Annotated in this window: 13 protein-coding genes; 11 read left to right on the plus strand and 2 right to left on the minus strand. The window is 43.2% G+C overall.

The genetic code is table 11. The annotated features are described in order from the left end of the window. Positions 1 to 156 precede the first annotated feature (156 nt). Both V6W81_RS12840 and V6W81_RS12845 read left to right on the plus strand, forming a co-directional pair. On the plus strand, positions 157 to 678 hold the full coding sequence (locus V6W81_RS12840) for an SRPBCC family protein (protein ID WP_338543561.1): 522 nt from the start codon (positions 157 to 159) through the stop codon (positions 676 to 678). Between the two features lie 14 nt (positions 679 to 692). Then, the gene (locus tag V6W81_RS12845) at positions 693 to 848 is read left to right on the plus strand and encodes a hypothetical protein (RefSeq protein WP_186380949.1); all 156 of its coding nucleotides are present in this window, start codon (positions 693 to 695) and stop codon (positions 846 to 848) included. Positions 849 to 884: 36 nt separating this feature from the next. Here V6W81_RS12845 and V6W81_RS12850 read toward each other — a convergent pair whose 3' ends face one another. After that, a complete protein-coding gene (locus V6W81_RS12850; RefSeq protein ID WP_338543562.1) occupies positions 885 to 2,108 on the minus strand; it encodes an MFS transporter in 1,224 nt (407 codons plus the stop codon). Between the two features lie 219 nt (positions 2,109 to 2,327). Here V6W81_RS12850 and V6W81_RS12855 point away from each other — a divergent pair, with 219 nt between their 5' ends. Further along, positions 2,328 to 2,921: a TetR/AcrR family transcriptional regulator gene (locus V6W81_RS12855; protein ID WP_338543563.1), complete on the plus strand. Its 594-nt coding sequence runs from the start codon at positions 2,328 to 2,330 to the stop codon at positions 2,919 to 2,921. A gap of 179 nt (positions 2,922 to 3,100) precedes the next feature. Continuing rightward, complete coding sequence (locus V6W81_RS12860; RefSeq protein WP_338543565.1) at positions 3,101 to 3,364, plus strand: hypothetical protein; 264 nt, start codon at positions 3,101 to 3,103, stop codon at positions 3,362 to 3,364. Between the two features lie 35 nt (positions 3,365 to 3,399). Here V6W81_RS12860 and V6W81_RS12865 read toward each other — a convergent pair whose 3' ends face one another. Next, complete coding sequence (locus tag V6W81_RS12865) at positions 3,400 to 4,434, minus strand: LacI family DNA-binding transcriptional regulator (protein ID WP_338543567.1); 1,035 nt, start codon at positions 4,432 to 4,434, stop codon at positions 3,400 to 3,402. Positions 4,435 to 4,800: 366 nt separating this feature from the next. Here V6W81_RS12865 and V6W81_RS12870 point away from each other — a divergent pair, with 366 nt between their 5' ends. The 7 genes from V6W81_RS12870 (at position 4,801) to V6W81_RS12900 (ending at position 14,114) form a co-directional block, all read left to right on the plus strand. Next, positions 4,801 to 5,850 (plus strand): 2,3-butanediol dehydrogenase, encoded by a 1,050-nt coding sequence (locus V6W81_RS12870; protein ID WP_338543568.1) that lies wholly within the window; start codon positions 4,801 to 4,803, stop codon positions 5,848 to 5,850. Positions 5,851 to 6,099: 249 nt separating this feature from the next. Then, on the plus strand, positions 6,100 to 7,419 hold the full coding sequence (locus tag V6W81_RS12875; RefSeq protein WP_338543569.1) for a hypothetical protein: 1,320 nt from the start codon (positions 6,100 to 6,102) through the stop codon (positions 7,417 to 7,419). 536 nt (positions 7,420 to 7,955) lie between these two features. Next, the gene (gene nagZ / locus V6W81_RS12880; protein ID WP_338543570.1) at positions 7,956 to 9,341 is read left to right on the plus strand and encodes a beta-N-acetylhexosaminidase; all 1,386 of its coding nucleotides are present in this window, start codon (positions 7,956 to 7,958) and stop codon (positions 9,339 to 9,341) included. 88 nt (positions 9,342 to 9,429) lie between these two features. Further along, complete coding sequence (locus tag V6W81_RS12885; protein WP_145048513.1) at positions 9,430 to 10,134, plus strand: response regulator transcription factor; 705 nt, start codon at positions 9,430 to 9,432, stop codon at positions 10,132 to 10,134. Then, complete coding sequence (locus V6W81_RS12890; RefSeq protein ID WP_338543572.1) at positions 10,131 to 11,114, plus strand: sensor histidine kinase; 984 nt, start codon at positions 10,131 to 10,133, stop codon at positions 11,112 to 11,114. The genes V6W81_RS12885 and V6W81_RS12890 overlap by 4 nt, the downstream gene beginning before the upstream one ends. Before the next feature lie 299 nt (positions 11,115 to 11,413). Further along, entirely contained in the window at positions 11,414 to 12,184 is a 771-nt protein-coding gene (locus tag V6W81_RS12895; protein WP_145048517.1) for an ABC transporter ATP-binding protein, read from the plus strand. Beyond that, complete coding sequence (locus tag V6W81_RS12900; protein WP_338543573.1) at positions 12,159 to 14,114, plus strand: ABC transporter permease; 1,956 nt, start codon at positions 12,159 to 12,161, stop codon at positions 14,112 to 14,114. The genes V6W81_RS12895 and V6W81_RS12900 overlap by 26 nt, the downstream gene beginning before the upstream one ends. Positions 14,115 to 14,231: the final 117 nt, after the last annotated feature.

The raw sequence follows: 14,231 nt of genomic DNA on the forward strand, positions 1-14,231 counted from the left end.
CTGTACAACCGGGAGGCTTTTTTTGGCATCATATATCATCTACTACATTGTTCTTCCAACCGAGGAACGGTATACTTTCCCTGAACCCTATGATTCTATCAACGAAGTTCATCCTCGTCAGTGTATTACTGTGAACATCCAAAAGGGGAGATTTACTTGATTCAAGTTGTAACGGAGATAACCATTAACGCGCCAATTGAACGATGCTTCGATGCTGCTCGTGACATTGATTTACATACGCAGACCGTATGGAGACATACCCGTGAACAAGCAGTTTCGGGGGTGACTACAGGTCTTATTCGGGATGGAGATACGGTAACTTTCGAAGCGACACATTTAGGAGTGCGTCAGAGATTGACCTCTGAGATTGCGGAGTATGAGCGTCCCTATCGCTTTGTTGACCAGATGCTGAACGGTGCTTTCAAAAGTATGCGTCATGAACACAGCTTCACCCAGCTGGATAATCACACTACACGTATGACCGATACGCTTAAATTTGAGGCGCCTCTTGGTATTCTGGGTTGGATTGCTGAACGAATTGTATTGAAACGATATATGACGGCATTCTTAGAGAGTCGAAATCGGAAGTTGAAGATGATTGTGGAGTCAGGTTATGTCAGACCTGTCTATAATGACAATAGTCAAAATGTGAATATACAGACAAATAAAAATAACTAAAGGAGCGATCTCTTATGGAAAATGGATATTTTGTCGGCTGGGGAACACTTGCCTTAATTAATGCTGGACTTGCACAAGGAAAAAACAGAAGTGGTTTAAACTGGTTCCTGCTTTCCCTTTTGCTTGGCCCGTTAGCAACGCTATTTCTCGTTTTATCGAGTAAATATTAGACGCCAAGTAGTCAGTCAAGATAAAGCGTATTACTTTTAACCATGAGCGGCTTGCCTTGTTACGAAACGATCCCATATCCAAAATACGAGAGCAGCGGCGCTCACCCCTGCACCTAACCAGCATACACCGATCCAGCCTGTTAAGGCGTACATCTGCGTAGAAGCGATGGAACCGACGGCACTTCCGATGGAATAAAAGATCATATATGCAGCAGTTAAACGGCTCTGTGCCTCAGGACGTACTGCATAAATGAGACTTTGATTCGATACATGTACGGCTTGCACGGATAGGTCAAGAAGAATTACACCTACGATCAGATACCCTAGCGAATGATGGATATAGCTAATAGGCAGCCAGGATGCAAGCAAAATAAGTAGCGAAATTCCAGTGGTCTTTTGCCCAAGACCTTGGTCTGCGAGCTTACCAGCCCGTGTAGCTGCAAGTGCACCGGCTACACCCGCCAGCCCGAATGCGCCAATCGCCGTGTGAGAAAGGTTGAACGGTGAATCGCTTAGAGGCAAAACCATGGAAGTCCACAATATACTAAAGGCTGTGAATACGAGCATGGCTAGCACTCCGCGTACACGCAAAATGCGCATATCCCGATACAATTGAAGGACAGTCAACAGCAACGTGCCATAGCGAAGTGTCGCTGTGATGGATTGCTGTCTGGGCATGATCAAGCTCATAGCAACCACTCCCAGCAAGGTTAAACTGGCAGAGACGAGATAGACTGATCGCCAGCCGAGCCAATCGTTTAACACGCCGGCAACCGTTCGAGCCAACAAAATACCAATAACAATTCCGCTCGTAACCAAACCTACAATATACCCGCGCTCCGAAGGGGAGGCAAGGGAAGCCGCAGAGGCAACGAGAGTTTGTGTAACGACAGCCAACAGACCAACGATGGCCATGCCAATAAATAAAACAGAGCTTGACCCAGCTGTTCCAACAACAACTAAAGCGAGTATAGATAGGGACATTTGCACGATGATTAGTTTTCGTCGATTCAGAAGATCTCCTAAAGGTACCAGTAACAACAAACCTATGGCATAACAGATTTGCGTTACTGTAACTACAATGCCTATGGAAGAAGTCGCGATGTTAAACTCTTGAGCCATGGAATCGAGTAGAGGCTGAGCATAGTAGATGTTTGCGACCGCAAGACCGCTGCATAATGCAAATATTACAGCGACCATTCGGGAGATACCGGGTTGTTTCTGTGAGGTGAGCTGAATTAGTTGAGCTGAGGTATTCATAAAAGACTCCTTTTTGAGATAGTAAAGTATGTATTTAACATAATGTACCGATCGATACATAATTATTACGTAAAACATACTCCACATTTCAGAAGGAAGTCAATTGATTTATTATTTTACTGTGAATTGAATTAGACAAAATGATGACCTTGTTTGACATGTACTACAGTGAAAGATATATTTTTATTTGTACTTATCGATATTAAAAGAGGTGTTAAAATGGCAAGACAGCGGGAATTTGATCTCGATCGAGCACTTGACGCTGCAATGCATATTTTTTGGGATAAAGGATATGAGGCTGCGTCACTTCGTGACCTTACAACAGGCATGGGTATTCAGCGCCCAAGCTTGTATGCTGCGTTTGGAGATAAGAAGGAATTGTTTGAAACGGCACTACGCAGGTATACAACCCAGCATGCAGCGAAAGTTCGGTCGATGCTCCAACAGGGAGAGAGTGTGATAGAAGCGTTTCGGAGACTCTTTGAGCATATTGGGTCTGAGGGGGACGTTACTGATCCTCGGCATGGTTGCTTTTGCATTAATACGATGGTTGAACTCGCGCCTCATGATCCGAAGTTTGCGGTTCTGACACGAGAGCACCAGATGTATCTAGCTGTGCTTTTCCAGGAATTGATTGAGCGTGGTCAGCGTTCCGGGGAGATCTCCAGTCATCTACATGCCACTTACATTGCACAGTCACTCGTTGTATCAATGATTGGTTTGACCGTCATGATGAAATCAGCACCTGATCGTTCATTTGTCGAGCAAAGTATTGAGGCCACATTATTATGTTTGAAGAGTAACGGGGGCTAAACTCAGGCTGCTTGTAGAAGGGATATCCCGGTGTCTTATGCAGAAATGAAAAGAAACCACACCCAAAAATGGAATAATATGAAACCATATGTATAAATAAACGTAAATATATACATAGACACTCGGTTTACTTGTCGAACGATTCAACAGAGTAATTACATACTAGAGGGAGTGATAAGATGCAGGTGGTCTGGCAACGAAGTCTTCTTATTGCGTATTATTTGATCTGGGTTCTATTGCTCAGTACAGGAAAAATGGGCATACTGTCATTTATTTTAACGACATTTTCGGTGGTTGCATTCATCGTAATACTTATTTCATTAACTACAACTGACCAATATAAGGTAGACCAGTTTGTATTCAAATTACGTGGAGTAGCTCAGATGACAGTAGCGGTTGTTTTGACGACTCTGCTCATCAAATTAATATTCCTGTTCGTGTGAGAGTCGGAAGCATATTCCGACTCTTTGTTCTGTGGTTATCTTGTGGGGGGCTCAGTCGAACGAATCATGGCAAGACTGGATTCTCGCACGATTAGACGTGGTTCAAATTGAATATGTTCATATTCCTCGGTATGGCGATCTCGAATTCGTTTTAACAACAATTCAGTCGCAAGTCTAGCAACCTCCTCACCCATAATGGAAACAGAACTAATCTGCGGTGATGTCACTGTAGTCCATTGATTATTATCTATACCTACAACAGCAACATCCTCTGGTACGCGTACTCCTAACTCTTTAAAGCGATTCACAAGTCCGATGGCAACCATGTCATTAATGGCATACACCGCATCCGGCATATGAGTTAATCCATAGAAATAGTCTGCCGCATTGGCTCCTGTGTTCAATGAAAAATCTTCTCCGAAATATACGAGAGAGATATCCACTTGCCCAAGTGCCTGTTCATAAGCTCGATAACGTTCCTCAATAATATCTTTGGGTGCTCCGGCATATGCAATTCGTGTCCGACCAATCTTGATCAGATGCTCCATCACGAGTTTTCCTTCAGGCTTGGAAAGTGAGACGATATCTGCTTTCATACCTGGTTCGAGTTTTTTGCCATAATTGATCAGAGAAATAGGCAGTGGAGCCTTATCAATGAGATTAGGCAAGGTTTTGGGATAAGCGAGTGGCATGAAAATAAGTCCGTCAACATGCAGTTTTTTGATCGTGCGAATCGTTTCTAGCTCTGTGCGTGCATTACCGGCGGTATTAATCTGAACAACATGGTAGCCGTGCTGCTTCGCTGTTTGTTCAACCGACCAAGATATTTCAGGAATGATTGCGTTGCGGATATCAGGCACAACGAGTGCAATCTGATTCGTCTGACGAATCTTCAGACTTTGTGCAGACGTATTCGGAACAAACCCTAATTCTTCAATAGCTTGCATGATCCGATCTCTCGTCTTGCTACTGATGCCTTCGGAGTTGTTAATGGCTCTGGATACCGTCGCGATGCCTACACCTGCGTGTTCGGCGACATCCTTAATCGTGACTTTTTGATCTTTACCCATGATGATATGACCTCACTTTAATTACCGGAAACGATTCCTGATATATGATCAATAAACGATATTTTTTTGCCTGCTTTATAATTATATCACTTGTACGTAGGTTGCAATACATGCTTGCAGAGAAGCTATGCTGTAAAATGGATTCCATCCTGGTATAACTAATGGTATAGCTGATTGAAAAACAGCTTATAGTCACGGACAAGTTACCGATACCTGAGATGTGAGTTAATTTAAAACGCAAAAAAAACATGAAATCGACATATTTCTGGGCAAATATGTTTGACAGCGTATTTAAACTATGACATATTTAACTACGGAAACGTTTCCGATTATAATATATAATTTATCATCTAGGAGATGAACAAAATGAAAGCACTACGTTGGCATGGTGTCAAAGATTTACGTCTCGAAAAAATTGAGGAACCTCGTCCTAACCAAGGACAGGTAAAAATAAAAGTTGAATGGTGCGGAATTTGTGGTAGTGATCTGCACGAATATACGGCTGGACCTATTTTTATACCTGCTCAAGCACCGCATCCGCTAACAGGGGAACAAGCTCCTATCGTTATGGGGCATGAGTTCTCAGGACAAGTTGTTGAAGTGGGTGAAGGAGTAACCCGTTTCCAAGCTGGAGATCGGGTAGTGGTTGAACCAATTTATGCATGTGGTCATTGTGAAGCATGCAAACAAGGTAGATATAATCTTTGCGATCAAATGGGCTTCTTGGGTCTTGCAGGTGGAGGTGGAGGATTCTCCGAATATGTGACTGCGGCCGAGAACATGGTGCATTCTATTCCAGATGCGATCTCCTATGAGCAAGGGGCTTTAGTAGAACCTTCCGCTGTGGCTCTGCACGCGGTTCGTCAGAGTAAACTAAAAGTAGGGGATACTGCCGCTGTATTCGGCGCGGGTCCGATTGGGCTATTGGTGATCGAAGCTCTCAAAGCATCGGGTGCCTCCGATATATATGTAGTGGAGTTATCAGCTGAACGCAAGGCAAAAGCTGCAGAACTTGGTGCGATTGTGATCGATCCTACCGAGTATGATGTGGTGTCCGAGATTCATTCACGCACAGCAGGTGGAGTCCACGTCGCGTACGAAGTAACGGGAGTTCCGAAGGTACTTCAACAAGCTATGGACACGACTCGAATTGGCGGGGAATTGATGATTGTTAGCATTTTTGAACAGGAAGCACCGATTCAGCCTAATTCTATCGTAATGAAGGAACGTACAGTGAACGGGATTATTGGTTACCGTGATGTATTTCCAGCGGTAATTAGTCTGATGGAGAAGGGTTTCTTCCCAGCAGAGAAACTGGTTACCAAACGAATTTCACTTGATGAAGTCGTCGATCATGGCTTTGAAGCATTGTTAAAAGAGAAGAATCAGGTGAAAATTCTAGTCAAGGCTGAATAAAAAAACATTACAATTTTCCAGCAGCGATTTGTATTAATCGATAAGCAACTTTCGGTTAGTGCAATATTGCTCCCGCTCAATGCTCCGGTTAAACGACGTATGGACAACCCATCTCAGTATGTGGTTGTCTATTTTTTTGCACAAAACGGGCGGAATTTGTTGCGTAGGTGTATACTTCAACATAATATACAAAGATACATTTTGTATCATCATAAATTGAAGATATTTAAAATGAAGGAGGAAGAGGGTATGCAGAGTGGAACGAAATGGACAGCTCTGATTCTATCTGTCGTCGCAGGTGTAGGTGGAATGATTATCGGCAGCACAAAATTGAAAAATAATACTTCTGCAAGTGTACAGCCAAGAGCTGAACGTGCCGTTACCAATGCAACGAGCAGAACCACAGCAGCTGTAATGTCGACAGATGTAACTGCTGTAGTTGAATCCCTAGGTAAGCCATTCAAGAAAGCACCATATGCTAACAATGTCTGGGATCTGCAGCTCTACAGGGGGAAGATTTATATGGGACATGGAAACAGCAGTAACGTAGGAGTAGCCCCTAATGCTGGACCAATCCCTATCATCTATTATGATACGATAACTTCAACCTTCCAAACTCAGACGGTGAGTAGTAGTAATCCAGGCATTCTACCCACGACGAAGATGTTCGTAGACGAAGAACAGATTGATATATACAAAGTGCTCGATGGTAAGTTGTTTATCCCAGGTAATGATTCGGACGGAGAGAGCTGGGGGCTAGGTAACTTCTATCGATTGGACGGCGAGATCTGGACTAAATATCGTAATTTACCACTTGGCGTACATGTGTATGATCTAGCCTCGTATAGAGGTAAACTGTTTGCTGCCTTGGGTACAGAAGATAAACCGACGGTTCTCATTTCACATGACCAAGGAGAGAGCTGGCAGCATTACGGAACAATTAATACGTATGGGTATAGAGCGTATACGTTGTTTCAAATCGGTGGCAAGTTATATGCATCAGGCATGATGTATCCGGCGAACAATATTTGGGGAGATAGAACCTATATTCTAGAGATTAATACAAATCTTCAAAAGAGAGATGTTGTTATCTATGGAAGTAGAATGTTGCCTGGTCTAACGTATCAACTTGGAACAACCCCATACAATCGAATAGGGAAGAATGTAAACTTCGATAACAAATTGTTGTATATCGCAGGTCAGGTCTTCAATGACGGACAATTGACGCCAAGATCATTAAATGTCATGACAGCGATTAATCAAGCACGACGTGTTATTTTGCCGGATACTGCTGCATTGCCAACAGACGTACTCGCGCGTGAGGGTAAGGCATATGTGCTGACGTATACTAGACAAAATTTGAACTATATTAATCGTATATATGAGACGACGGATCTAGTGACGTGGACTGAAATTCTATCTTTTGAACAGGATACGTATGCGAGGTCGTTTGAGGAGAGTGAAGGAGACTTTTACTTTGGCCTCGGAACTGATCCAGACGTACTCTCTGCTTCTTCGGGTAAATTGCTTAGAGTGAGACGCGACAATATTGCTATCAATTCTAATTAAATCATTAACAGGGATATTATGGATTATATAATATGCTTCATCCACATTATTGGTTACGGGAGAACAGCCGATAATCCAAACAGCGAGCAGGTATATTACAGCAGATCTACGTAAGATGGACAAATTGCTGTGAAGTCTGCTCTATTTTTTATTTCAAAAAATAGCAATCAACGAGCATAAAAGCGTGAACGAACGAAATAACGAAATAACGAACAAACCAAAAGAAAGCGGGGTTACATCCCTCTATAATAATTATTTCAATATATGAAAAATTCACAATAGAAAATGATAATCGCTCCGCACTTTCTTATTCTCATCACCTTCCATCGCACACGCGCATTGAAAAAATACAAAAAGGTACCATACCGTACCTAGTTATGCAAAGCTTTTTTTGTGGCAACTTGTTCTTGGACAACCTATTTGAATCGTTGGTACGATTTCTGTCCACGGTATTTTGAAAATGGTACACCTTATGATAAGGTTATGCCTGAAAAGCAATGCAGTACATACCACTTATCTAGGGAGGATGAACATCCTTGAATCACAGTAAATCACACTCCAACACCATACTCACACATCTAGCCAAACGATATATGTTATTGCTAATCATCAGCTTATGTGTGCTATTAACCGCTTGCGGACAAACGAATACATCGGCTACATCACCAGAATCGAATTCGGGAACTAGCGATAGCGCATCACCTTCGCCTGAATCAAATAACAATCCGACAAATGGAGAGGGAAATGGAGCCGACTCGGACACAGACGAGAATACGCAGACTGAATCTGATCAAGTGACTCCACCGCAGGAGGAACAAGACCCGGTGAAAGAACAGCTTAGCCAACTGTCATTAGAAGAGAAAATTGGGCAGATGATTCTCGCAGGAGTACAGGGTACGGAGCTTGATGATCAAGGCAAGAAAATGATCTCCAATCAAAAGGTAGGCGGCATTATCTTCTATGCCAATAACGTTACAACTCTTGATGCCACAGCTAAGTTTATACAGTCCATTAAGCAAGCCAATCGTTCCAATCCAGTAGCAATCTTCATGAGTGTGGATCAGGAGGGTGGCAAAGTGAGCCGTATGCCCGATTCTGTGGAGTCCATTCCTTCGAATCGTACAGTTGGAGACACCAATCAGGCCAATCTGGCAGAAACGATGGGTCAATTATTAGCTAGACAAGTAAAACTCGTTGGCTTTAATCTTGATTTTGCTCCAGTGCTTGATGTGAACAGTAATCCGAAGAACCCGGTTATCGGGGATCGTAGCTTCGGTAGTTCTGCAGATCTTGTCGCTAAGATGGGTGTGGCGGAGATGAAGGGGCTGCGCAGTGAAGGCGTCATTCCCGTCGTGAAACATTTTCCTGGTCATGGGGATACGTCCGTAGATTCTCATCTGGATCTGCCGGTGGTGAACAAAACGTTGAAACAACTTGCAGAGCTTGAATGGATTCCATTCCAAGCGGCCGTGAAAGAACAAGCAGAAGCCGTTATGGTAGCACATATTCTATTCCCTAAGCTTGATCCAGATCATCCAGCTTCCTTGTCAGATGTCATCATCGGTGAACACTTACGAGGCAAATTCGGCTATGATGGAGTAGTAATTACGGACGATCTCAGTATGGGAGCGATTGCTAAGAACTATAAGCTGAATGAAGCTGCAATAACGACAGTACAGGCCGGAAGTGACATTTTGCTTGTGGCTCACAGCTATGAAAGTGCCAAGACGATTTTTGATACACTTTTGAATGCAGTACGAAATGGTAAAATTTCAGAGTCCCGAATTGATGAGAGTGTATATCGGATTTTATCACTGAAGCAACACTACAAACTTTCGGATGAACAGCAAGCTTCTGGCAACCTGAAGCAATTGAATGCAGACATCAAGGATTGGCGCAATGAGGTCGATATGCAGAAGTGAAGCTAAGCATTAGATAAGGAAAGGGCAGTGATCGCAATAAGCCCTTTCCTATTTATAATTTGATTACTCGTTAGAGGTGATGCCCAATATGTACACGGTATTAATTATTGAAGATGATCCCAAAATCGCTGGTCTGTTGAAATCTCATATTGAGCGATATGGAGATAGAGCAGTCATTGTTGAGGATTTTGAACAGGTGTTACAGCAGTTTGAGCTGCTCCAACCTCATGTTGTTCTAATGGATATTAACTTACCGAGTTATGACGGATATTACTGGTGTCGACAGATCCGTTCACTCTCGACTTGTCCAATCCTGTTCATCTCGGCGCGGAGTGGCAAGATGGATCAAGTGATGGCACTGGAGAATGGTGCTGACGATTATATTACGAAGCCATTCGAGCATGAGATTGTAATGGCTAAGATTCGAAGCCAGCTTCGCCGGGTGTATGGGGATTACGCTACACGCCATGAGGAACGCAAAGTGGAGTTGCATGGTTTAACGATTTTCTTAGAAAGTATGGAAATGCAGTTAGGTGAACAGAAGGTGCAACTGACGAAGAAGGAGACGATATTGCTCGAAACGTTATTGCGCCGTAGTCCAAAATTAGTCAGCAGAGAGACGATCTTGGAGAAGCTGTGGGACGATTCCTTCGTAGATGATAATACGCTTAGCGTTAATGTTACCCGTGTACGGAAGCGATTGAATGAGCTTGGCATTACAGATGCGTTGGAAACTGTACGTGGGTCGGGTTATCGGCTGAATAGTAATTGGAAAGACATCGCACAACCATGAAATTATTCATTAAAGAACATATTGTGTTAACCTGTTGGGTAGTTGGGATGTTACTCACTGTGGTGGCGGTATTCTGGTACGATGGTTATGATCATGGGTTGACCGCAACTTATGCCGTATTTCTTGGTCTCATCGTGTATATCGGTTATTTAACATATCGCTATATGTCTCATCGTGCATTTTACACTCGGTTGTCTCAGCCGATGGATTCGTTAAAAGAGTTCGTTCCGCTTTCTTCATCGGTGCCTTTGTCAGCCGCATTGGCCAAATTACTAGATTCGCAATATAGTCATTATCATACGGATTTGCACCGAATGGAGAAGCGTAAGCAGGAATACGTGACGTTCATGAACCAATGGATTCATCAGATGAAAACTCCGCTGTCTGTCATCGAATTAACAATTCAGGATCATGAGGACGATGACCCACGTCTCAGAAGTATTCGGGAGGAAGCGGATCAGATGAGACGCAGTCTGGAAAATGTTCTATATGTTGCTCGTCTCGAAACATTTGAACAGGATTTTACGGTAGAACCTGTATCGCTTAAAGAGGCAGGGGAAGCTGCAATTCACGAGTTAAAGCGCTTCTTTATTCGCAATCATGTCTATCCGGAAATGCAGATGGATCCATCTATTGTGGTACAATCCGATGCCAAATGGATACGGTTCGTTCTCGTCCAGCTATTATCCAATGCGATTCAGTATTCCACGGGCAATGGGCAGAAGATATATGTACGAGCTTACGAGCTCGAAAGTTCAATCATGCTTGAAGTGCAAGATCATGGGGTGGGCATTCCCACATCAGATCTCAAACGGGTGTTCCAGCCTTTCTTTACAGGAGAGAATGGCCGACATTTCAAAGAATCCACGGGTATGGGGCTATATATCGTAAAAGAAGTGTTGACCCAGATGAATCATCAGATTGAATTGCAGTCTGTTCAAGGAGAAGGCACAACCGTGAAGATTATATTTAATTCATGAAGCTATGGAGCTCAATATACTGGATTTCATATCAGAACTAATAAACATGTGTGAAATGAAAAGACGTCCGAAACTCTGTGAGAGGAAACGGCGTCTTTCTTTTTATTTTCTGAATGAGACGGTATTGAACCGTAACCTTACATTATTGTCATGTAGATGAAAGGTTAAGCCATAGGAGAAAAACAGCGGTTCGGATAGACTGAATGTATAAGTTGAAGGAAAGAGCTATGGAATGGAATGAACATTCAACATGCTTAATCCAACATAATGAGATACAGGTCAAGAGGAGTGGTTATCTGATGGAAATATGTTCAGTGCAACAGATTAGCAAAATTTATAAAGGTATTGTCTCACATGAAGCATTGTCAGGTATCGATTTAAGTATTCAAGAAGGTGAGTTTGTAGGCATCATGGGACCATCGGGTAGCGGCAAAACAACGCTGCTGAACATGATCTCCACAATTGACCATCCAACATCAGGAGAGCTTCGAATCGCAGGGCAGAATCCGTTTCAACTGGGGCACGACGAGCTCGCATTGTTCAGGCGTAGACAGTTGGGATTTGTTTTTCAATCCTTCAATTTGCTGAACACCCTGACCGTGAAGGAGAATATTGTTTTACCTCTTACCCTGGATGGAGTAGCCCTTCATGAGATGAATGAACGTGTTGAGCGACTTGCAGAGAAGCTGGGAATCACAGCGATTCTGGATAAGCGCACATATGAAATTTCTGGTGGTCAAGCACAGCGGACGGCAATTGCGCGAGCACTTATCCATGCACCCAAGCTGATTCTGGCTGATGAACCGACAGGGAATTTAGATTCTAAGGCTGCCCGAGACGTCATGGAAATGTTAGAACAGCGCAATCGGGAGGATCAAGCGACAATGTTACTGGTTACTCATGACGCTGTGGCGGCGAGTTACTGCAGTCGGGTTGTATTTATCAAAGATGGCAAGTTGTACAACGAGATACATTACGGCGATAATCGGGCGGCTTTTTACCAAAAGATTATTAATGTTTTATCCCTAATGGGAGGGTCAGGACATGAATTTTCGCCAGTTCGCTACTAATAATGTCGTTCGGAACAAAAGAATCTATCTGGCTCATTTCCTGAGCAGTACATTCTCTGTCATGATCTTTTTTATCTATGCCTTGTTATTATTTCACCCCGATCTAAGTGAGGGGTTGAAGGGCTCAAGTGAAACGGTCACATCGCTTGCTAATCAAGGATTTATTATTGCTGAGTTCATTATATTTATCTTCTCGTTTCTTTTCTTGTTGTACTCCGTTGGTTCATTTCTCAAGACACGCAAAAAGGAATTTGGTATTTTCCTGATCCTAGGCATGACGCGCAAGCAGATGAATCGACTTTTATTTATGGAAAACATGTGTATCGGCCTTGCCGCCATCATCACAGGAATTGGGCTGGGCTTAATCTTCGGCAAGTTGATTTTACTGATCTGTAGCTCTATGTTAGCTGTGGAAAATGGTTTGCGTTTCTATTTACCCTTGAAGGGTATGGCACTTACGATGGGTGCATTTCTACTGCTGTTTGTGGTCATCGCCTTATCTTCATCGCTGCTCATTCGCAAAGGGACACTGATTGACCTTGTCAAATCAGAGGAAAAACCAAAACCAGAGCCGAAGGCTTCTCGCTTGCTGGCATGGTTGTCCGTGGCTTTGATCGGTGGAGGATATGCGGGCGTGTTCACTTTTGTATGGGGATCGTATTCGTTTCCGATACTGTTTGGAAGTGTTCTATTCGTTATTGTAGGTACGTACTTGCTGTTTACCCAACTTAGTGTGTATACCATTCGGGCACTCAAACGCAATCAACGTCTATTTTTCCGCAAAACGAATTTGTTGTTTCTATCCGAGCTTACCTATCGGATGAAAGATAATGCTATTATGTTCTTTATGGTTAGTGTCATCTCAGCTTCGTCTTTCACGGGTATTGGAACCATGTTAGCTATTGCTGATCCGGGTCTGTCGTCCATGACGAATCCATATGCATTCACATATATGAATTCATGGGATACCGATGTGGCTGAGAAGCAGCTTAATCAGATTGAGGAGTCATTAATTGAACATGAAGTACCTTATGTCAGAGGTAGCTATGAAACCCTTTATGAGAATAATAACGGCAATCTGATTAAATTAAGTCAATACAATCATCTAGCCAAGGCACTTGGTTACGAAGAGCGAACACTGAAGCAGGATGAGGCATTTCTAACTCCAGGCAATCTAACGGAGCGTAAAAAGTTACGCGCACAGATTGATCAAGGCCTCTCATCAACGGAAACAAGTTTAGAAGTGGAAGACCAGCGCGAGCAGGTTCAATTAGTTGCCCCAGGTACCGAAATCGTGATTCCTGTAGAGTATGAAATGAGTCTGTATGTCGTTTCCGATGAGTTGTTTGACAAGGTCAAGCTGGCCTATTTTGAAGAAGCGAATCTGGATGCAACGTTCTACTCTAACCGAACAACCCAATTTGTCGTCAACGATTGGATGGGCACACGTAGCTTCGCGCCGGAACTCATTGAATCCCTTAGATCAGAGCCGCTGGAGCACGGTTACTTCTCCGTTAGCGCTCTTGTTGTAGATTGGCTGAATTCGAAGCAGACGAATGGGATCATTCTTATTCTGAGCGGCTTGATTGGCATCGTCTTCTTTACTTTTGCTGCAAGCTTCACGTATTTCCGCCTTTATGCTGATCTGGAGCGGGATGAAGAGCAATACCGTATGATTGGCAAAATGGGATTAAGTCGCCCAGAGCTTCGCCGAATGGTCACGCGTCAACTATTACTGATGTTTTTCCTGCCGATTCTGGTTGCGATCATTCACAGCTCCGTCGCTTTTATCGCATTGCAACAATTGGTCGATTTCTCCGTAGTGGGGTATACACTTCGAATTTTCTTGGTGTTCTCCTCCATGCAAGTGCTATATTTTGTACTTGTACGCTGGCGTTATCTACGCAACATGTATACGAAGTTGTCCTAGGAGTTGTTATAAATCTTACTTAAGGACATCTTTCATTGCTTAAAGGATGCGCATATATGTAACATCTTCAGAACCAACACCAGACCTGCGTTTGGTGTTGGTTGACTTTCATAAGCA

This window comes from Paenibacillus tundrae, assembly GCF_036884255.1.
Taxonomy (GTDB): domain Bacteria; phylum Bacillota; class Bacilli; order Paenibacillales; family Paenibacillaceae; genus Paenibacillus.